The organism is Terrabacter sp. Soil811, assembly GCF_001429655.1.
Taxonomy (GTDB): Bacteria; Actinomycetota; Actinomycetes; order Actinomycetales; family Dermatophilaceae; genus Terrabacter.
On sequence record NZ_LMSX01000008.1, the window covers coordinates 1,099,721 to 1,120,385 of the forward strand.

Annotated in this window: 17 protein-coding genes; 7 read left to right on the plus strand and 10 right to left on the minus strand. The window is 69.8% G+C overall.

All coding sequences use genetic code 11. The annotated features are described in order from the left end of the window. Window positions 1-211: 211 nt before the first annotated feature. Window positions 212-1,423, minus strand: coding sequence for a sigma-70 family RNA polymerase sigma factor (locus ASH01_RS15500; protein WP_156415596.1), 1,212 nt, complete (start codon window positions 1,421-1,423; stop codon window positions 212-214). A 1,059-nt stretch (window positions 1,424-2,482) separates the two neighbouring features. On the opposite strand from ASH01_RS15500, the gene ASH01_RS15505 reads away from it, so the two are divergent. From ASH01_RS15505 to ASH01_RS15530, 5 genes are all read left to right on the plus strand, one after another. Next, the gene (locus tag ASH01_RS15505) at window positions 2,483-4,012 is read left to right on the plus strand and encodes a recombinase family protein (RefSeq protein WP_235509626.1); all 1,530 of its coding nucleotides are present in this window, start codon (window positions 2,483-2,485) and stop codon (window positions 4,010-4,012) included. After that, window positions 4,009-5,772, plus strand: a complete 1,764-nt coding sequence (locus ASH01_RS15510; protein WP_056777488.1) for a hypothetical protein — start codon at window positions 4,009-4,011, stop codon at window positions 5,770-5,772. The genes ASH01_RS15505 and ASH01_RS15510 overlap by 4 nt, the downstream gene beginning before the upstream one ends. A gap of 328 nt (window positions 5,773-6,100) precedes the next feature. Then, complete coding sequence (locus ASH01_RS15515) at window positions 6,101-6,397, plus strand: helix-turn-helix transcriptional regulator (protein ID WP_056777492.1); 297 nt, start codon at window positions 6,101-6,103, stop codon at window positions 6,395-6,397. A 4-nt stretch (window positions 6,398-6,401) separates the two neighbouring features. After that, complete coding sequence (locus ASH01_RS15520; protein ID WP_056777495.1) at window positions 6,402-6,653, plus strand: helix-turn-helix domain-containing protein; 252 nt, start codon at window positions 6,402-6,404, stop codon at window positions 6,651-6,653. 1,409 nt (window positions 6,654-8,062) lie between these two features. Next, window positions 8,063-8,407: a helix-turn-helix domain-containing protein gene (locus ASH01_RS15530; protein ID WP_156415597.1), complete on the plus strand. Its 345-nt coding sequence runs from the start codon at window positions 8,063-8,065 to the stop codon at window positions 8,405-8,407. A 332-nt stretch (window positions 8,408-8,739) separates the two neighbouring features. Here ASH01_RS15530 and ASH01_RS15535 read toward each other — a convergent pair whose 3' ends face one another. The 3 genes from ASH01_RS15535 to ASH01_RS15550 all read right to left on the minus strand — a co-directional run bounded on the left by ASH01_RS15535 (window position 8,740) and on the right by ASH01_RS15550 (window position 12,409). Further along, complete coding sequence (locus ASH01_RS15535) at window positions 8,740-9,306, minus strand: MarR family transcriptional regulator (protein ID WP_056777504.1); 567 nt, start codon at window positions 9,304-9,306, stop codon at window positions 8,740-8,742. Window positions 9,307-10,919: 1,613 nt separating this feature from the next. Next, window positions 10,920-11,495 (minus strand): hypothetical protein, encoded by a 576-nt coding sequence (locus tag ASH01_RS15545; RefSeq protein ID WP_056777510.1) that lies wholly within the window; start codon window positions 11,493-11,495, stop codon window positions 10,920-10,922. Window positions 11,496-11,638: 143 nt separating this feature from the next. Beyond that, complete coding sequence (locus tag ASH01_RS15550; RefSeq protein ID WP_056777513.1) at window positions 11,639-12,409, minus strand: hypothetical protein; 771 nt, start codon at window positions 12,407-12,409, stop codon at window positions 11,639-11,641. A gap of 434 nt (window positions 12,410-12,843) precedes the next feature. Between ASH01_RS15550 and ASH01_RS15555 the strand changes: the two genes are divergently transcribed. Both ASH01_RS15555 and ASH01_RS15560 read left to right on the plus strand, forming a co-directional pair. After that, the gene (locus ASH01_RS15555) at window positions 12,844-13,110 is read left to right on the plus strand and encodes a helix-turn-helix domain-containing protein (RefSeq protein ID WP_156415598.1); all 267 of its coding nucleotides are present in this window, start codon (window positions 12,844-12,846) and stop codon (window positions 13,108-13,110) included. Between the two features lie 647 nt (window positions 13,111-13,757). Beyond that, window positions 13,758-15,749 carry a hypothetical protein gene (locus ASH01_RS15560; protein ID WP_056777518.1) on the plus strand — a complete coding sequence of 664 codons (1,992 nt, stop codon included), beginning with the start codon at window positions 13,758-13,760 and terminating at the stop codon, window positions 15,747-15,749. Window positions 15,750-15,932: 183 nt separating this feature from the next. On the opposite strand, the gene ASH01_RS15565 is transcribed toward ASH01_RS15560, so the two are convergent. The 6 genes from ASH01_RS15565 to ASH01_RS15590 form a co-directional block, all read right to left on the minus strand. After that, window positions 15,933-16,514 (minus strand): adenylate kinase, encoded by a 582-nt coding sequence (locus ASH01_RS15565; protein WP_056777521.1) that lies wholly within the window; start codon window positions 16,512-16,514, stop codon window positions 15,933-15,935. Between the two features lie 15 nt (window positions 16,515-16,529). Then, window positions 16,530-17,393, minus strand: a complete 864-nt coding sequence (locus tag ASH01_RS15570; protein ID WP_056777523.1) for an MBL fold metallo-hydrolase — start codon at window positions 17,391-17,393, stop codon at window positions 16,530-16,532. A 30-nt stretch (window positions 17,394-17,423) separates the two neighbouring features. Continuing rightward, the gene (locus ASH01_RS15575; protein WP_056777525.1) at window positions 17,424-18,809 is read right to left on the minus strand and encodes an NAD-dependent succinate-semialdehyde dehydrogenase; all 1,386 of its coding nucleotides are present in this window, start codon (window positions 18,807-18,809) and stop codon (window positions 17,424-17,426) included. Then, complete coding sequence (locus ASH01_RS23685; RefSeq protein ID WP_056777528.1) at window positions 18,799-19,575, minus strand: SRPBCC family protein; 777 nt, start codon at window positions 19,573-19,575, stop codon at window positions 18,799-18,801. Before ASH01_RS23685 ends, ASH01_RS15575 begins: the two co-directional genes overlap by 11 nt. Window positions 19,576-19,659: 84 nt before the next feature. Continuing rightward, the gene (locus ASH01_RS15585) at window positions 19,660-20,328 is read right to left on the minus strand and encodes a histidine phosphatase family protein (RefSeq protein ID WP_056777530.1); all 669 of its coding nucleotides are present in this window, start codon (window positions 20,326-20,328) and stop codon (window positions 19,660-19,662) included. 12 nt (window positions 20,329-20,340) lie between these two features. Beyond that, a complete protein-coding gene (locus ASH01_RS15590) occupies window positions 20,341-20,634 on the minus strand; it encodes a putative quinol monooxygenase (protein WP_056777533.1) in 294 nt (97 codons plus the stop codon). Window positions 20,635-20,665 lie beyond the last annotated feature (31 nt).

Sequence of the window (20,665 nt, forward strand, 5' to 3'; positions counted from 1 at the left end):
CGCAGTCGGCACTCAGCGGCGGCATCAGGGACCTCGTGCCGATGCTCGTAGAGCACTCGGCCCGCGAGACGCTCGCGGCCATCGCAGGCCGTGAGAACTCGTCCGGAGGGCAACCGCGGTAGGCCGCCCCGCGCTCATCTGCCGCTCTCACTGGACGGAGTTGCTGAGGAGTCGTTGATGGCATCGACCCTGCCCGCGGCCGCCCGACGGGTCAGGAGAGCCCGAAGTAGGTTGCGGCAAGGCTGCGGATCTCCGCGAGACGCTTCGACACCGGCGAGTGGTTGGCGTACCCGAGCAACTCCGCGATCTCCTGCTGGCGGGTGACGCCCGTACTCAGGAGCACCACGATGCGACGCTGGCGTTCGTCGAGCAGAGCCAGGAAGTCGTTCGTCACGAGGTTACCGACGACCTCGCTCTCGGGCCCCTGCACGGGAGTGTCGTCCGGGAGTTCCACGAAGGACACCTTGACCTTGGCCCGGGTGTGGTTGAGCTTGCGCTCGAAGTCTTCGCGCGCTGGCGACCACCGGTCAGAGAAGTCGTCGTGAACCCGGTTGGACTTCACGGCATCGAGGACCGCGCGCAGGTTGCCGGTCGAGTCAGCGCGCCGCACGGTCGCGGTGAGCATCTGTTGCGCCTCCTCCTCACCGGCCCAGACGTCTCCGCCAGCGCGCACCCGCCCGAGATGAGCGCCGGGCAGCTCGCTCCCGTCGACGAGGCGCAAGGGGCGTTGCTCGACCGGGTCTCCGATCAGGGGAAACGAGCCCAGGACGTCCTGGATCGCTGATGTTGCCGCCGGCACCCAGAAGCCGAGGTTGTGCGCTAGCAGCTTGATCGGGTCGTCCTTGGAGAAGGCCGACATCCGTGACCCCGCGAGCAGGTGCGGCCACACCTGGGCTGCCCACGCTCGCGCGAGCCGCTGCTCGAAGTCTGCGGGCAGGTATCGGTCGACCGGCGCGTGATGGGTCGAGTAGGGCCAGAACCCGCACCGCATGAGCGGGAGCCCATGCCGCTCCAGGGCGCCTCGGGGCAGCATGTGCAGCAGCGGCGAGTGCTCGAAGTAGCGTGAGGACGTTTTCGGCACGACCGCGATGTTGACGTCTCCGAGGTCTGCGAGCCGGGCCAGAGCCGGCGGCAGCTCGTCGCGGTCGAAGAACCGTCGACGGAACTGGCCGGCTTCCCAGAGCATGTTCCAGCGTGCGACGACTCCTGCCGTCTCGAGCGAGTCGTCCACCCCGATGCAGACGTACTCAACCGGTTCGACCTCCACCGGCCGGACCACCACGTCGAAGAGGAAGCCTGCCGACAGGTTCGTCAGACGTGGGTAGACCTCCGGCGTCGCCTCGTCCTCGGGGATGAAGAGGCTCTGCCGGTGCAGCGTGTCGAGCTCAGCGCCGGACGGGTCGAGCTCGTCGGTGGAGTCCATGGGCTCAGTCTGTGTCGTCGTCATACCTTGCACACGACACTTGTCCGCGGTCTCGTTCTCGAGGACGTCGTAGATGCCTCATTCAGGGGCGCGCGAGCTGGGCGGAGATGGAGGGGGGCCGCGTCAGGATCGGTGCGGCCGACGCCGATGAGGGTGGCGTGACGCGGGTCCGGTCCAGTCGCCGTAGCCGACCAGGTGCAGCCTCGGATTGGAGGCGCCCTGTGCGCGCATAACGGCGGATCCTTGCCAACGCGAGTCAGGTGCGGCGGCGCCAGGCGGCGCAGGTCCGGGAGCAAGCCGGCTCGCCCGACGGTGGCGCCCGCGACCGTCGGGACGCGGGTTGACCGCGGAGCGCCGACGCGGTGAGCATGAGCGCGAGCATTTCGCGGGCACCGCGAGCGCGTCGAAGGCGCCCTCGGCAACAACCACGCTCGACCCCTCGGGCGGCCCCAGTTGGGCACGGACCTTGGCCTCAACCGCGCTGAGCTGAGGGCATGGAATCAGGCCCGGCTCTGGCAGGTCGCCGCCGCACCCATGGCACATCGACTGGCCTCCACTGTGGACACATCGAGGCGCCGCCGCGCCACCTCCTTGCGTGCCGCGCAAGCGCGCGCACTGTGTTCGAGCGAGGCAGGAAACAGCTTCGGCTCTCCGACACAAGGTCGCCCGGCCCGCGGAGTCGAAACTCTTGACTGTGTAGTTTTGAAACTACATCGTAGATCTCATGGAACCCACCATCAGCGTCGTGAACGGCGATCGAGTCCTCTACGACCTCGTACTGGTGGCCTGGCTTCGACTAGCTGCGCCACCACCCCCACCGCAACACCGACCCCAGGAGCTTGAACGATGTCCCAGCACAAGCCGACAGAAACGCCGGCCCCTTCCGCACCTCACGGAACCACGCACCCCGTAGGGAGCCGCTCTCCTGTCACGAACTCGTCCTCGCCGAGCTGGCGCGCGGTCATGGACGAGCCAGGTGCCCACACCGGCGGCCCCATCCTCGGATACCGCGTCCTGCGCCTCTTCGTGAATCGGGAGTCCGACGAACAGGATCGCCTCATGTTCGAGGGTATGACCGCCCAGACCTACCAGCCCTACGCGGACGACCCGAGAGTCGCCCCAGTCCTCGCGCTCGGCCTCGAGCCGCTCGACTCGCGCGGCTCCATCACCATGACGGGGACGGACGGCAAGACGGAAACCGTCCTTGTCGAGCGGATCACCCGCGGGCGAACCGTCGCCGTCCTCTTCTCCTATCGCGGCTACTGGCACCTTTGGTCCATGGCCTCAGCCGCGACCGAGACGGAGGCTGGCCTGAACGAGTTCACCCAGATCCTCATCGAGGTCATCGAGCGCCTGCACCCGATCGAGCTCGTGGCCGCCAACGTCAGCCGCCTCGTCCGGTCCGACCACCAAGCGAACCTGCTGCAAGCGGCCATGTACAGGCGGGTCGACGTCGTCGTCGCAGGTCACGTCCGGTTCGAGTTCTCAGGACCCAACTCGCACGTCGGCCGCCTGCTGTTCGCGGTGCTCGCGATGATGGCCGCCATGGAACGCGACTGGATCGTTCAGCGCGTCACCGCCGGGACGATCGCACGCTGGCGCCGCGGCCTCTGGCCACGCGGCAAGCAGTTCGTCCCCTTCGGCTACGCGCTCACTGACGACGGTGTCCTCCTCCCCCGGCCGGAGCTGCGCGCGAACGTCCGGCAGATGATGTTGGTCCTGAGCTCGGACGGCGCCCCGTCCGAGAAGCAGCAGCAGCTCGCAAGGCTCGGCGTGATGACCCAGCGAGGGAAGCGTGGCGCCCGCCAGAGCACGGTCGATGCCCTCAGCGACCCCGTCGCTCTGGAACGCCGCCTGAACGCCTGCGCGGCCATCTGGATTCAGGGCGAGTACCTGTACCGACACCGCAACCCGTTCCGCGAGCTGTCCGACATGGCGGGCGTTCCCATCCAGCGCTACGACGCGGGCACCGTCGCGGACATGCGCCGCGAGATGGGTCAGACAGCTCTCGCCGACGCGCTGAACCCAGCCGGGCCCGCCGTTCAGATGCTGCGTGCCGAGCTGGACGCGGACGTGCTCACCCACCCTGATGGGCACGGGTCGAGCCGGAACGAGCCGGCCGGTATCCATGACAGCGGCGAGCTGCAGATGCTGTGCCGGGTCCCCGTCCCCGAGGGCGGATGGGCCGAACCAGAGGTGCTCGACCGCTACGCCGCGTACGTCCAGAGGCTCGCCCGCGACGCCATCCGAGACCGACCCACCCGTCGACCCCGTCCTCTCTCCAAGGACGTCGAAGCGGACAGCGTCAACCCCAGCCTGCACATGCACATGCTGCCCAGCACGGTGATGCGCACCGGGGCGTGGACGAAGACCACCGGTCGCGGACCGGCCCAGGCCAGGGCCCACATCGCCCCGCTGACAGGCCGGCGCTGGAGCGATGACCAGTACGACTACGAGATCAACATCGCCGCCAACAACAAGTACGCCGTGCGTCGCTGGCCGGTCGGCACCGACCGCAAGGACCTCGTCCTGCGGGCCAAGCCCGTCGCGCACTCCGAGCGCGACCCCGAAGGAGCTGACCTGCCGTGAGCACTTCAACGCTGACCCAGGCGGCGCACGACACGAGCTCGCCACCTCGCACCGGCGGCGCTGCCCCGGTCACTGACACCCGGAGCGAACCCGAGACGCTCGGATACCTCGATGCACGTCTGCTGCTGGCCGGGTTCGCGCGCGCCGCGGCGAAGGCGTGCCGCGAGGGCGTCCCGGTCCGGAGGCTGCCCGACGGTGCGTCGCTGTACCAGCTGACGGGGCGCCCGGCCACGGCGGCAGCCTCCGCGTACGCCCGGGTCGAGCTTCTCGAGGGCAAACTGACCGAGCTCGACCAGCTCGTGGCACGAGCCCGGGCCATCGTCCTGTCGACCTCCGACCCGGACAAGGTAGCCGACTACTCGGCCGAGGAGGATCGCCTGCGCGCCCGCCGCCGCGAGGTGACCGCCCAGCTGGAGCGTGCGCGCGCGACCTCGGTCGAGGCGCCACTGGCCGGGCCGTTCCACACGTACAACGAGGTCGTGGCCGTCGCCCTCGCGCACTTGGCCACAGGTCCGAAGAAGATCAGCCAAGCGCAGTACGAGGCGCTGCACACGGTGATGCCCGAGCTGTCGCTCCACCGAGACGACAACGGGATCTGGCATGCCGCCGCTACCCTGCGACTCGGCACCAGCGACGACTCGGTGGTGGCCATCGGACCGATCCGCTGGCGCGTGGGCGCGGCCGGGCGCGGGACCACCTCGATCGCCGACCGGTCGTTCACGTTCAACGAGCGGGAACCTCGAGCTGTCCTGGTCACGCGGCTCACCGACGCCGGCACCCTGACGCGTCCCGCGCTCCTGTCCCTGCTGAACGCCCTGTTCCCTGAGCTGCCGTACGTCGTGCTTCACGGGATGGACGGCAGCCCCTTCCCGGACTGGGTCGGCCCTCAGTGGCGCGCGCAGCCGTTCGTGGACTGGATCACGGGGTACTACACCGACCCCGACTTCCGCTGGGCCAACCTCGGCCGGTACACGACGTTCTCACCGGAGCGACAGCTCCTCGCACACCTGTGCGCCCGGCACGACGAGGTCGACCACGACCTGCTCCGTCAGCACACCCCGGGCGGTCTGACCTACGGCTACGCCCGCCTGACCCGGACGGTTCGGTCCAAGGGCCGCATCCCGGACTGGGACCCGGTCGTCAACGTCACCATGACATCACCCACCGTCGCCCCATCCCGGCCTACCACCGGCACACGCCGTCGCCGGTCGGGTTCAGCAACACAGACACTCACCTCGAGCGTCTACACGGGGGTCCGCTGCGACTGCGGGCGCATCGCGCGCGTCGTGGCTCGCGTCCCTGAGGTGCCGCGCAGCCTTCTCTGCGAGTGCGGCCGCATGCCCGACGCGGCGCGCTACGGGATGCCGGAGAACGTCCGGTTCCCAGCCGAGTACGCACAGGTGCTGATGCTCACCATGGAACGCTGCCAAGCCCTCATCGAGGACAAGCTCATCCGGTCGCCGCAGACTCCCTCGAGCGTGCTGGTCACGGTCATGGGACACGTCGACGCCATCGTCGATGGGATCTCAACGCCCGAGATGAGCGAACGGACGGGCCTCTCCGGCGCTCAGGTTCGTGCCGTCCTGCACCGGCTTGCTGCCCGCGGCTTCCTGACCGAGCCCGGCTACGGCGGCATCTGGGATGTCCGCGACGCAGACGGGCTGCGCACGTATGCGACGCACGTCCTGACCGACGACAGGACTCCGATCAGTTCCGAGAACTACCGCCGGACACGATTGACAGAGGACGTGGCGCCCTAGACGGCGCTGCGACCCTGCCGCCAACCGGACGACACACGGGGCGAGGTCACGCGACGCCGCGGAGCAAGGGGGTTTCAGCAGTACGCCCTTCGGAGTCGGTGCGGGGCGGTCCCCGGACGGCCGCCCGCGAGGTCCTTGTGGTCTGTGCAGCGCGTGCGGTCGCGCGGCAAGGACGGGCCAGGATGAAGGTTGCAGCTCTCGCCCGGCATCTCAGGGTCGGTCGGCGCCACCGCCCCCAGTTGACCTCCCGCTGGGACCTCCAGGGATCGCCTGGGCATGTCTCACGCCTGCAGTTGAACTGCTGGAGCGCCATGGCATCATCTCGGCCATGCGACGGAGAACGACTGAGTCCGCCCTCGAGCGCACGTCGCTGGTCGCGCCGCGGTTCTACACGCTGAGCGACGTCGCGACCCTTCTCGCGAGCACCGAGGCCCAGGTGTACGCGCTCGTCCGCACCGGGGACCTGCCGGCGATCAAGATCGGCGGCCGCGGCCAGTGGCGCATCGAGATCGCGGTGCTCGACCAGTGGATCGCCGACCAGTACGAAGCGACCAAGGTCTACGTTCTGGAGCACCCGATCCTCGATGCGTCGCGGAAGGCCGGCCCGCGCAAGGTGGAGGACTGACCCGGTGCCGTACCCCGGCCGCCCAGTCCTCAACGTGCTGCCCGAGTTCGTCGGCACGGCCTCGACCCGGCAGACACCGGAGCAGCGGGAGCGGTTGCTCACGTTCTGCGCCGGGCAGTACCGTGCCGGGCGCTCCATCCACGAGCTCGCCGAGTTGACCGGGCGCACCCAGTCCGCGGTGCGTCGGGCGCTCGACCAGGCCGGCGTTCCTCGCCGTGGCCGCGGTGCTGCGCGGGTACCGTCCTCGTCACGATGAGCGGTGGTCGCCTCCACGCCTGAACCCGATAGGCGGGCGCGGACCTCACGGAGGAGTCACCATGCGCACGAAAGCGCTGGATCGTTGTCACACTCGAGAGCTGCTGCTGCGTCATCGACCGGCAGCCCGGCTGGACGTACGCTGCCGTCGGCCGCTGGCTCGGATGCCCGAGCGGGCTCGCGCACTGGTCCGGCCGGCTGGATCGGCGGTGGGTCACCGGTCTCACCGGCCGGCTCCCCTAGGCGCCTACCGCCCCACCTCGTGGTCGACGCAGGGTCGAGGGATCGACGGTTGGTGCCATAACCGGCACGCACATTGAGGGCGATCGACGGAAGGCCTCAGGCCAGACCTCATCGTTGCGCTCGTGGTTCTCACTCTGGCCGCCGCGCGACGCCAAGGTGTACGCGTCTATCCGTCAACGCGTCCCGCCGAGTCACGTCCACGCATGCGCGGACAGTTCTGACGACCTTCCTCTCCTTCCGCGAAATCGGGCCAGACCCTTGCGCGCCACACGCCGTCGAGCACTGTCGTGAACCATGACCAGCGACGACACCACGCCTACCGACGTCATCTGCGCCACCCCTGGGACCGTCACCGATACCCCTACCCCACATGGCCTCGACGGCGGCGGCGACGGCGATACCCATGCGCAGTTGTACGTCTGCGAGGACTTCGCCCAACTCCTCGAGGCGATCACCGTCGCACGAAGCCAGTGGGATGCGGATACAGGTGCGACCGAACGGAGCAGTAGCGCGACGGCCCCGGACAACGGAGCGAGTCCTGGGATGCCGCTCGCTACGTGGACCCCCGTGAACGCCGCCAGCTAACGCCGGACGGCACGCTCGGCGGCCGACCCCATAAGGCTTCATTCGTGGCACGCTCCGCTCCAGTGGTGCCCTTCAGCACCTGGGCGCCGACGACGCCGGTCGCGGCGAGGACGCCGAGGCGACCCTGCATTCGACGCGGTCCGGCCGCTGCCATCCACACTCGCTGCACGCGATGACCGGCATGGAACATCTGTTCGACCGTTGCGCCACAATGGGCTTATGGCAGGCGGCTCAGGACGGGGGCATGTGCACGACGTCCCACCCACGCCTCCGGCCCGTCAGCATTGCTGGGTCAACCACACTGCGGAGAACGGCGGACCCCACCCCGGCCTGGTGACGGGCTGGCAGAAGAGGGATGGGCAGTGGTGGGCTCGGGTCACGTACCTCGTTGTGGATGCTGACGCCGTCGTTGACCAGTGGCTTCCGTCCGAGCGCCTCTCTCCCGTCGGGTTGGCGAGCCGGCCGCGGTGAGCGCCAGAGACGGCGGCGTGACCGTCGGCCACGGTCTGCTGGCCCTGGAGATCGAGCGGCGACCGATCCCGTCCGGCCAGATCTCGCCCCGTGCGTGGGTACGATCAGCCCATGCCACGCCGCTCCGGCCCTGCCGGCTCCCCCAGCGACTGGCTGGCGGACGGAACATGGCCCGACGGGGTTCTCCGAGAGGACGCACCACCAGTCGTCTCCTACGCTGTGGCGATCGCCCGCTCCCTCGACCAAGCCCTGGAAGGGCAAGTACGAGCTCGGGTCGCGCACGACGCCGGGATCGAACGGAGCACCCTCTACGACATCTTGGCGGGCAACACATGGCCCGACATGGTGACCCTGGCCAAGCTCGAGCAATGCCTCAACGTCACCTTGTGGCCCACCCGCCCGACGGGCCGGTCCAGACGACGAGCGCCCAAGGACGACAAGCGCGCCGGGGACTGACCCGGAGAGCTTGCGGGTTCGGAGGGCCTTGGCATGGAGGCCACGGGAGGAAGGCTGCCGGCTCGAAGAGTGCGGACCCCAGCTGGGGAGTGCATGCTGCCACCTCTGGGACGTAGGACCGGCTGAGGACTAGACGGGGCGCAGATGCGGCCCACTGGCGCAGGCACCTCGCGCGACGGCTGAGAGCGGACCCGTTTCCTGCCGCCCGGCGACCGCTTCGCCCCGCGCTCGCCCCGATGTCGTCGGCGCCGAGGGCACATTCGGGCCCTTCATCTTCCGGCTCCGTTGTCGCCTTCTGCGTCTTCGTCATCGCCGGGCTCCCTCGTCGACGTCTACGGCTTTGTCACCTCTGGCTTCTCCGTCTTCCTCGCAGCGTCCGGCGTCGCCTCCATGCCCGACGACCTCGACGGCTGCTCTGGACCCGACTCATCAGACGAGGTCGTCTGCACCGCCTCGGAGGCGGCCGCGAGCGCCGGACCGTTGGGGGCCCACTGGTCCCGCACGACTGCGTCGTGACGCTCTCCGACGCGCCCTCGGTAGGAGATGTGTGGATTCAGGCGCAGCCGGCGGTCCCGGCTCATCGATCCCGGCTCGGGGCCGAGGACGCGCAGCAGTCCCAGGCGTTCGAGCGCCGCGACCGCCTTGCTCACCGAGGAGCGGTGCGCGCTCACGCGCCGGGCCAGCGCGCTGACGTTCAGGACCATTAGGTTGTCGAAGCCGACCATGGCCCAGACCGCCAGCAGCACCCGCAGCTCGAGGGCGGTCATGCCTGCCCCAGCTGACGAGCTGACGACGGCCAGCAGGTCGTCCTGGAACAGCATGGTGAACGGCTGCCCGTGCCGGGGCGCCGGCTTTGCCTTACTGAACAGCAGGATCTCTCCAGTGTGGAGATCGGCCATCGGACGCGCCCTCGCAGCCTGCCGCGCGGGCTCCGCTTCCCGCTGTGGACGTGGACCTGGGCGCTGCGGGGCCGGCAGCGGTGGGTGTGGAACAGACATGGGTGACTCCGATGGCAAGACAGGGGGACCTGCCGCACCGTCAGGAGATCCCGGCTCGAGGCAATCCCCTGCCAGAGCGTTCCGGTCCGGGTCCGGACACGCGCCGCATGCCGCGCGTGCCGATCAGGCAGCCGCCGCAGCGCCCGGCATCCCTGCGCAGCAGCCATGCCACCCGGACCGAAGCGGCACCCGCGCGTGTGTCGTCACCTCGACACAGGGGTGTGGCGTACACGTCACACCCTCACCGCGTTGACCTGCACTTATGTGACGTGCTCTTTCTAGGCTCTGCGCTGCACACCCTCCGCCGGGGCTTTCGACGGGCTGTCGACGGGCTTCCGACGAGGCGAGGCGCCGGCTCCGCTCCTGAAGAGGCCTGGGTCGGTCCACGATCCGTCTGCTCAACGGCGCTCAATGGCATGCCAGGCGGGCATCTCGCGCGGCGCCACCCTCACCACCCTCACCGTGGAACACCCCGGGAGGGCTACCCCCGCCCCATGGCGCGCGGCGTCGGACTCCGCCGTCCAGCCGGACGCGCCATCCTTGGTCACCACAGCCCCAGCTCGCCACACCCCTGATGCGGCGAAACGCCGGGTGCCTCAGCGCCTCAGCGCCTCGTCACCGCGGCCGTCAGGCCACGCCACCTCCAAGCCCTACCAACCACGGCGGGCGTGACGTGCACCTGCCGAGGCGGGCATCCGTCCGGTCACACCCCACACCGACAGCGCTCACCCCCCCGCCCCGCCCGGCCCGCACTCCGGCGAGCGAAGGCGGACAGCGTCAGCAGCGCGAGCGGCCCCACTCCACCACGAGATCGATCGCTGCCACGCCTCTGCCACTCCCCAGCGGCGCCAAGGCTAGGCCGGCAGGCGTGCTGGAAGCTCGACCGTCCCTGACCGCTCACGGCGCCTCGCCACCGTCAGAGCGGTCAAGCTGCCGGTTCAGGGCGCGCATCAACGGGGTGCTCTCCAGCCACGCCGACGGACCGCGCCCCAGCGCTGCCCACAAGCGCACGCGTGCGCGACCGGACAGCTGCGGCCACCCCTGGGGCATCGCACGTTCGGCATCACCCCGCGAGGCAGTCGAACGATCTGGACCAGCCTGCGTCTCCCCCGCGACTCGCGGCCCTGCCGCTCTCGCCCCGACCACCTCCGCCGACTGCGCGCTCGTCGCTGCGAGCGCGAGCAGGCGTGCGGCGACCTCACGTCGCAGCACGACCGCGTAGAGCAGGTTGCACTCCGCGCGCAGGTGAGCGCCGAGTGCCTCCGCATCCTCCCGTGGCAGATCACAGACACGACGGACCGTCCCGTCCGGCTCCGTCCAGACATGAGCCTGCTCGAGGACGCGCACATCCAGAAGGCCAACGCCGGTGGCTCCGTGCCGCGACCGGCGCGGAACCTGCGCCGCGCTCCCCACCACGGCACCGAGTATAGACCTCTAATCACATCGCGCTGAGATGGCGGGCGTTCCCCACCCTCACGTCGAACGACGGATCGCGCACCCCGCGGGCGAGGCGCTCACGCGGTCGTGACACCGATCACGGGACTGGTCAGGCGCACCGTGGGGACGCCATCACCGCGAACGTCCAGCCGCATTGCCATCGGCGCACCCACTTCGACCGGGCGCACGTCACGCACCGGAACCCACTGCGAATCGGCTCGCATTCGGGCGCCAGTAGACGGGACCCGACGGACCCGTCCGCCACGCAGGTCGAGGTCGTACCGCGAGTTCTCCGTGGTGATGATCAGGCGCTCCACGCCGGGGACGGGCCCACCCAAGGGCGGGCGTCGCGGGTGAACCGTGCGAGGCTGGTTGGCGGAGGTCCCCCTCTCGCCCACTGCATCCTTGAGCGCCTGGACGATCGCCGTCGCCGCCAGCCACTGCTCGGGGCCCGAGGCCAGGATGTGGTGCAGGCGCCTGAGGGCGAGTGGGTCAACGCGTCCGTCGAGCAGCTCCGCGTAGACCTCGATCAGGTGCTTGCGGATGGTCATGGCGTGGAAGTAGGCCGCGTTGGCGTCCAGCCAGGCAAGGACATTGACCCGGTAGCCCGGTGTCATGTCCTCGAGCCGATGCGCCGTGCCCTCGATGTCCACCCAGTACTCGTCGTTGTCAGCGAAGACGCGCAGGTCAAGATGTCCGTAGCCCCACTGTCCCCAGTCGGAGAAGGGTCGCTCGCCCGGCCATTCGCCTGCGGACGAGCCCCAGATGACCCGGGCACGACCGTGACGTGGGGGGTTCACGCTCCCCCTGGGGGTGCCGGGCGTGGCGCCCGTGGCGGAAACGGCGGGACCCGTAGCCCCATGGAGCACACACCGCTCGTGCTGCGCAGGTCCGTGTCGGGACGGTGGGCGACGTCAAGGCGCAGCTGAAGGCGCTCCCCGGCGCCTGACGCATAGACCGCCAAGAGCGTGACCCACTCCTCGGACTGGGCCAAGGGCCAGTCAAGGACCCGCCCAGCGAGCCCCTCGCCCGCCTCATCACTCGCAGGCTCCAGGCTCCAGTCGTCCGGGCCGGTCAGCACGCGCCACAGACCGCTGAGCTGCACGTGGAGGCCGGGCAAGACCTCTCCCGACCAGACCGGCGAAGCGGAGTTGTGCGCGGAGTTGTGCGCGGAGTCGCCAGGGCGTGAGTGCGGGACGAGGTGCGCATCGCTCCCCGGCGCAAGAGCCCTGTCCTGAGCGGCCGGCGACAGCGGGCCGGTCGCGCCCTCTGCGCACGCGTCCTTGACGAGGTAGATGGCCGAAATGGGTGACGACTGTCGCCAGTAGTCCATGACGGCGTACTCGCGGGGGTCATCGAGCCAGATGAAGAACGAGTCGCCGACAGCGATGCGCTCCACCTGCGTCAGGCGCAGGACCGCCAAGTCCCCAGGGAAGGTGTTGGACCGCTCCCCCGGCAGGCGCAGATAGGCACCCGCCGCCAGGTCGAACAGGTGCAACGAGCTGCGACTGGCAACGATGTAGAGCCCAGCCGGGTCTGTGAAGGACGGCGCGGGCTCGACACGCACGCCGCGGTCCGTGGACCTTGAGTTCCCTTCGGGCCTCTTCAAGGTCACGGCACGTTCACCGCACCCACAGCGCACCCATACCCCAAGAATAGACCTCTTTACTCTCCAGGGGCTTGGTTTGGCAAGCGCCCCCCGACAGTGCCAACAAGACCTGCCCGGCCGCCGCCGCACGCCGCGGCAAGCCGCGGTCCCCCTGCCGCCACGCGGGCCACAGCGCAGCAGATTGCTGACGCTGACGCCCAGCTGCACAGGCATTCAGAGGACCACCCGGCCCGCGCCCTGGGACGCACCCGCCGACGTCCGTGCGTACACATGTCTATACGCTGTGCGATGTCCTCATGCCCCCTCGTGCCCGACGTTCCGGCGCCCGACGCGGGTCCATGTCGCCCGAGCTGCGTGACGCTCTGCACACCGAAGTGGAGCGCCTCGGGTCCATGCAGGACCCCATCCAGATCGCCCGGGCCGTCGGCGACTTCTACGCCGCCCTCGACCGCGAGCTGGACCGGTTCGCGACAGTCCGGCTCAAGGCCGTGCGGCAGCTGCGACGAGCCGGATGGTCCTACGACCGCATCGCCGAGGCGACCGGCCTGTCGAAGGGACGGGTTCAGCAGCTGGTCTCGGACGTGCGACAACCCGGCGGGCGTGGCCTAGCGGGACAGGGGCCCACGGCTCGCCCGCACGAGCCGCTACTGCCTGACTGAACCCCACCCGGACCTCTAGCGCAGCCGTCGATGCCGGGCCTGCATCGGGGACACATCTGCTGCCTCGAACGACTACTGGGCGGCACCCGTGCCCCGCCTTGTTCTTCGGACGCTGCCCGTCACGGTTCGCCGCCCCGACCCGACTTTCCCGGTTCTGCGCGATCAGCGCCATCACGGGCGAGCGGAGCCGCTTTCAACGCGTCGTGGACACGGCGGAGACCTGGTGCCACTGAACGGCACCGGCGGAGCCGCGACCCTGAGGGTCCCGATGGTCCTGAGGGCGGTGACCGTGTACGCGCAGTGCAGATCTGCGCGAACCGGCACATGTCACGTGACTCTCTGGCACCCTGACCGGATCGAGCGCGCGGTCCAAACTCCGGCCAGCAAGCGCTTCCTCACAGGGGATACAGGGACACACCTCCATGACACCACGCACTAGCTTGCCCCCCGTCACCCAACGTCCAGGGCAGGGCTGCTTCACCGTGGCCACCCACCGGCGAGGACCGCGCAGGTACCTCCGGGCCCTCATGGCCGTCGGGGTTCTCGCCGCCTGCCTGCCGGTGACCCTGACCAGCGCGCCGCCGGCGTCGGCTCACCGTGATGGGTGCCACCGTTGGCACTCCTGCCCTTCCGACAGCGGCTCCTACGTGTGCGGCGACCTCGGCATCGACACCTACTGCGCCGGGACCGAGGCACTCCCCGACGCGCCCTCGGCCGTCGTGCCGCTCTACAACGACGTGGAACCGGACTACGAAGCGCCCGACACTCCCACCGTCTCCGGAGTCGTCGCGAAGGCCGGCGGCCGCGTCTCGATGACGATCACGGCGGAGAAGGGCTCGACCGTCGAAGTCCAGGAGGACGGGACCACGGTCGCGACGAAGAAGGGCACCGGCAAGAAGCAGAAGATCACGTTCACAGCGGCCACCGGCAGCCACAGCTACCTGATGACCGCGACCGACGCCGCCGGCAACACCAGCTACGAGGGCGACGCCGTCACGGTCACGGCGGACGCCACCAAGCCCGCAGCCACGGTCGCGGTGCACCGCCCCACGCCGCTGGAGGGCGCCGCGAGCGTCGCGGTCACCACCGAGTCAGGGGCCGCGTACACGGTCGCCGTCACCGGGCAGAAGGCCATCACAGGCACCGGAACCGGATCGCCCATCACCCACCAGCTCTGGCTGCGCAACGGCACGTACCGCGCCACCGTCACCAGCACCGACCCCGCCGGCAACGTCACCCGTGTGGCTCGCACCCTCAACGTCGCCAACCCGACCGCGGCCCTGACGGTGACACAGACCAGCGTCCCGTTCCACAGCCCCGTCGAGTACCGGGTCGTGGGCACCCCGCGCAGCCGCGGCCAGATCGCCGTCCCCGGGCTGACCCCGGAGACGTTCACGCTCGACGACTCCGGCGCGACCACCCTCAGCCTCCCCCTGGAGGACGGCAGCTACCGCGCGGCCACGGCCACGCTGACGGACTTCGCCGGCCGGAGCGCGCGCGCGGCCGTGCCCGCCACGGTCGTGGACACGACCGAGCCGGCCCTGTCCGTCAACCCCGACGCGACCCGTGCGCAGGACGGCACGCTGCTGCTGACCCTGGTCGCCGAGAAGGCCGCCCGGGTCACGGTCCGCGCGATCCGACGCGCCAACAACGGCGATGCCGACGCCGCAGGCGCCTTCTCCCCCATCAGCGACACCCTCGCCGGCACCGGTGCCACGCAGGCCTGGTCCCGGACGCTGGAGTCCGGCACCTACGAGATCACCACCACCGCCGTTGACTCCGCCGGCAACCAGAGCACCCTGACCCGCACCGTGACCGTCACCCGACCCGCCACCGCCGGAGAGATCGCCGCCGGGTTCGGCATCCTCCTCGCGCTGCTCGGCCTTCTCGTGACGCTCCTGGTCGTGCTGTGGCGCAAACGGCACTGGATCGCCGCCACCGGCGAACGACGTCGCGCCGCGGCGGCTGCTCGCGCCCACCAGTCGGCCGTCGCCGCCGCCCAGACCGAGTACGCCGCCGCGCAGACCGCGCACCGTCACGCGATGGCCCGCTTCGACGACGCCGAACGCCGCTGGCAGACCCGCGCCGCGGAGCTCACCGGTCTGGTCTCCTGGGCGCTCACGCCCCTGCTGCCCCACACTGGTGACACCCACGGCCTGCGCCTTCGCCCCACCGAGACACTGCACGCCACCCTCCCCTCCACGCTCGTGGAGGAGCGGACGAAGCAGGGTCAGCCCCACCGCGTGTCGGTCACTCCGGGGCACGCGGTCGTCACCAGCGACCGGGTCGCCTTCCGCGGCGGTCGCAACCGCGACTGGGTCTACGCCCAGCTCGAGCACGTCACCGTCGAGAGTGGCGGGACCGTCCTGATGACCGTGTCCACCCGCAAGACCACCTCGGGTGTTCACATGGCCGGCACTCCCGCCACCATCGAACGCGGCCAGCTGCTGATCCTGCGCGCCATCCACGCAGCCACCGGCGACGAGTCCACCGTCTACCGCGACCTGACCGAGCAGCAGCGCACGCACGCATCATCGAGACCGGTGCCGCCACCACCGCCCGCCCGGCCGGCGATCCTTGATGCGGACCCGGAGGGTGCGCCGGTCATGGCCGGCACCGTCGGGGAGCCGAGACGCTGACCGTCGAATCCGGCGGAGCATCGGCCAGAAGCCGAGGCCGTGATGCCTGGGTTCGAAGGCAGCCGGGGACCTGACGATCCCGAGAGTCACTGAACGAGGATCGCCGCGGTCGCGCTCGGCTCGCGGCGCCGGGAGCGGCCGCCAGCTCCAGCGCAACGGCCAGACTGATAGCGGCCCCGGCGGTCAGGACCGGGCTGGGGCGTCGCCATGCAGTAGGCCGACGATCTGGTCGGTGACCTCGCGGACGGGCCCTGACCCGTTGACCAAGGTCAGTAGCGAGCGCTTCTCGTACACCTCGACTAGTGGAGCCGTCTGTTCGCGGTAGACCTGCTGCCGGTGCCGGATGACCGCTTCGGAGTCATCTGCCCTGCCTTCGGTCACGGCGCGCTCTGTCAGACGCCGCACCAGCTCGTCCTCGTCAACGCTGAGCACGACCACAGCATCCAGACGATGGCCTGAGGCGGACAGGACGTCATCGAGGACTCCAACCTGGTCGAGCGTGCGCGGGTAGCCGTCGAGCAGCCATCCCTCGGCGGCGTCCGCTTCGTTGAGGCGCCCGCGGACCATCTCATTCGTGACCTCGTCCGGCACGTACTCGCCGGCCGTCATGAAGCGCTGCGCCTGCCGGCCCAGCGGGCTCCGGGCGGCTACCTCTGTGCGGAAGATGTCGCCGGTGGAGATCGCCGGCACGCCTAGCGTCTCGGCCAGCCTCGAGGCTTGGGTGCCCTTGCCTGCCCCGGGCGGCCCCATCAGCAGGAGTCTCATGCGGTGTCCCTCTCCTCAGGCTGGCCGGCCGGCGGTCAGCTTGTCCCAGATGGACCCGGCGTTCAGCGTCTGGATGTGGTTCATCATGTAGCCCTGACCGACATCGACCGGGTAGCGCTCGGCGAAGTTCACCTTCGCGACGGTCTCCTCGCGGCTCCATCCGCTGGCCACGGCGTCGGCGACGGCCTGGACCCAGTCGACGAGGTTGGCTCGCTGCCGGGCCAGGTAGTCGGGCGTGACGACGGGACCGTGCCCGGGGACGACCCAGTCGACGTCGAGCTGCGCGATCCGGTCGAGGGCTGCGAGCCACTGAGTCACGTTCGAGCCCATGAGCCAGGTCTGGCACTCGGAGAAGATCGTGTCCCCGGTGAAGACGACCCGCTCCTCGGGCACGTGCACCGCCAGCTGTCCGGGGGTGTGACCGGGGGTGTGGATGAGCTCGAACGTGTGCGAGCCGAGGGTGATCGTGAGGTCGCCGGTGAAGACGATGTCGGCCCGGCCGGGGTCGGCGAAGTAGGTCTCGCGGTCCGGGAAGATGGCCTCCCCCTCTGGGTCGTCGGTGGGGATGGCCTCGTGCGCGTAGTCGTAGGAGTCGAGGCTCGGGGTCACCTCCATGAAGTTGTCCGCGACTCCTTGGTGGTGCACGATCGGGCCGGCGCCGCGGAAGTAGTAGTTGCCGAAGATGTGGTCGACGTGGTGCTCGGTGTTGATGACGTAGCGCACGGGACCGTGCTCTTCGGCGGCCTGACGCATGGCGACGGCCTTGGTGGGCAGCTGCGGCGTGTCGATGACGACGACGCCGGCGCGGGTGACGACCATGCTCGGGTTGCAGCCGCGCAGTGTGGTGTCGGTCCACACGTTCCGTGTGACGGTTTGCATGTCTGTTTCTCCTGGGGTCGGGGCGCCGGGTCAGCCGACGACGACGGTGCGCACGTTGGTGAACTCGGTCGCGCCGGCCTCGCCGAGCTCGCGGCCGTAACCGGACTGCTTCACGCCGCCGAACGGCAGGCGCGGGTCTGATGCGGTGACAGCGTTGATGAACAGGGCACCGGAGCTGATCTGGGTGCCCACGGCCAGGGCCCGGTCGGGGTCTGCCGACCAGACGCTGGCACCGAGCCCGTACGGGGTGGCGTTCGCGAGCGCCACGGCTTCCTCGTCGGTGTCGAAGGCAATGACGGCGGCTGCGGGACCGAAGGTCTCCTCGGCCATGACGGGCATGTCCAGCGTGACGTCGACCAGCACGGTCGGGGCGTACCAAGCGGGGCCGTTCGCGAGCGCGGTTCCGCCGGTGAGGACCCGGGCCCCGGCCTGCACGGACTCGCGCACCTGGCGGTCCAGGTTGTCTGCGAGGTCCGGACGGGCCAGTGGCCCGATCTTCGTCGACGCGTCCAGGGGCGAGCCGACCGCCAGGGCGGCGACGGCCTCTGCGAACCGGCGGCCGAACTCCTCGGCCAGGCTCTGGTGGACGATGAAACGCTTCGCGCACAGGCATGACTGACCTGTGTTGAGGAAGCGGGCCGCGACGGCCTTGGGCACGACCTGCTCGAGGTCTGCGTCCTGCAGGACCACGAACGGGTCACTCCCGCCCAGCTCGAGCACGCTCTTCTTGGCAGCTTCGCCGGCGGCGGCGGCCACGTGGGAGCCGGCCCGGTTGCTGCCCGTGAGTGTGACTGCGGCGACTCGGTCGTCGCGGATGAGGCTGCTGACGACGTCCGGCACGTCGGGCTCGGCGATGACGAGGGTGCGGAAGACGTCGCGCGGCAGGCCCGCCTCGGTCAGCAGCTCCTCGATCGCGAGGGCGGTGCCGGTGACGTTGGGTGAGTGCTTGAGCAGGCCTCCGTTTCCGGCCATGAGCGCGGGGGCCGCGAAGCGGAACACCTGCCAGAAGGGGAAGTTCCACGGCATGATCGCCAGCACGACGCCAAGGGGCTCGTGCCGGATCCAGCTTCGGGACCCGGCGGCGTCGACGTCGCGGTCGGCGAGCACGACCGGTGAGGTGTCCGCGTAGTACTCGCAGACCCACGCACACTTCTCGACCTCGGCGACCGACTCGGTGATCGGCTTGCCCATCTCGGCGGTGGCGATCTGGGCCAGGTCGTCGGCGTTCTTGCGCAGCTGAGCAGCGACCGCGCGTAGCACCTCCGCGCGCGTGCTCACTGATGTGGCGGCCCACTCGTGTTGGGCCGCGGCGACGCCGGTGAGGACGGCTTCAAGGTCTTGGCCGGTCATGGGCTGGTAGTGGGCGATCTCCGCGCCGGTGGACGGGTTAACGGTGACGATCGGGTCAGAGGACACGACGGACGATCCTTTCCAGGGTGCGGTTCTTGCCGTAGAGGTAGCCGATGAGGACACCGACCGCGGCCGCGCCCACGGGCACGACGACGGCTTTGACGCTGCTCGAGCCGAAGAGCAGACCCATCGCATCGAGTCCGTCGTCGCTGGCCGGGGTGAACGCGGGTGCTTGCGAGGGCCCGGTCGCAGGACGCGGGCTGGTCGCGATTGCGGACCCCCGCTGGGTCTCAGGCTGCTGGGTCTCAGGCTGCTGGGTCGAGATCTGCCCCTCGGGCGCTCCGTCACCGTCTGGCACGGCGGTCCCGGCGGTCCCGGCGGCCGGTGCCGCACCTGAGGCGATGAGCTGGGCGAGGTTGTCGGCGAAGCGGCCCAGCATGCGGTTGCTGACGTCCTTCATGACCCCGCCGCCGAACTGGGCAGCCTTGCCGCTGACGTTGAGGTCGGTGACCACGTGGACGTCGGTGGTCTCGCCACGCTCGTGCAGCGAGGCGGTCACGCTGGCTTGGGCACCGCCGTTGCCCTTGGCGTCACGTCCTTGTGCCTGCAGAACGACCCGGCGCTCCTCGGGGAACTTCTCCAGGACGCCGTCCCCCTTGAAGGTCATCGACATCGGGCCGAGCTTGATCTTCATGCCACCTTCGAAGGCGTCACCGTCGACGGAGGTGACGGCCGCTCCGGGCAGGCACGGCGCGATCTTCTGGACGTCGACCAGCAGCGCGAACGCTTGGTCGGCGGGAACGGGGACCGTGAAGTCGTGCACGAGTTCCATGTCGAGGTCCTTGGGTGTCGAGAGGTGGGTGGTGAGGCGTCGCGGGCGAGGCCATGTCCGGGTCAGGTACGAGTCGGGCGCTTGTCAGGTCGCCGGTTCGAGCAGGTCGATGGCGTCGACGTGCAGGGTGCGTTCGGCCGTGACGGTGACGTGCGCCCCGGTGACGTACCGCGGTTCGCCCACGTCCTGGCCGGTGTTGGCCAGCAGCAGCGAGCGAAGCAGAGGCGAGTGCGTGACGCCGACGACCAGGCGGCCGGTGAACGGGCCCGGGTCCGCGATGCTGACGACGAACCTGGTGAGGCGGGCGCTCAGGTCGGCAGCTGTCTCCCCGGGTGGCTCGCTCTGGCCGAGCCACCACCCGATCCGGTCGGGTGCGGAGAAGAAGGCGGTCCACCATGGGTTCGCCTGAGCGTCCTCGGTCGTCATGCCGGGGACCTGCTCGGCGAGGGTCTCCGGTGAGCTGACCATGTTGACCCGGGTGCCGGCCGCGTACATGTCGGGGTTGCGCAGGGCGAAGCTGTCCAGCGGGCCGTGTACGCGTGCCGGGTCGGCGATGCCGGCCGCGATCGCCTCGGCGGTCTCGCGGGTGCGGCGCGTGCCTCCGTAGAGCAGGCTGATGGGCTGCTCGAACCGGTGGGCAAGCGCACGACCTACTGTTCGGGCGTGCAGCAGCCCGTCCTGCGTCACGGGGACGTCGCCGCGATGGGAGGCCACCTCTCCGTGACGCAGGAGCAGGACTGTGGTGTCAGACATGGTGCTAGACGGTCACGCGTCGATGGTCGTGTAGGTCTTCACCGAGCGCTCCTCGAGGTACTCGATGATGTAGCCGAACACGTTCTCCTGGAAGTGCGGCGTCGCCTTGTGGGCCTCGTAGGCGGCCTCGTCGACGTACTGCTCGTAGAGGAAGAACGTGCGCGGGTCGTCCGGGTTGACCTGGGCCTGGTAGAAGAGGTTGCCCTCCTCGGCGCGCGAGAGCGGGGTCATCTTGACGATGGTCTCCTCGACCCGCTTCTCCTCGCCTTCCTTGGCCAGCCACGTTGCAGCGACGACGAATGCCATGATCTCTCCTTGGTGCTTGGGGTGTTGTGGG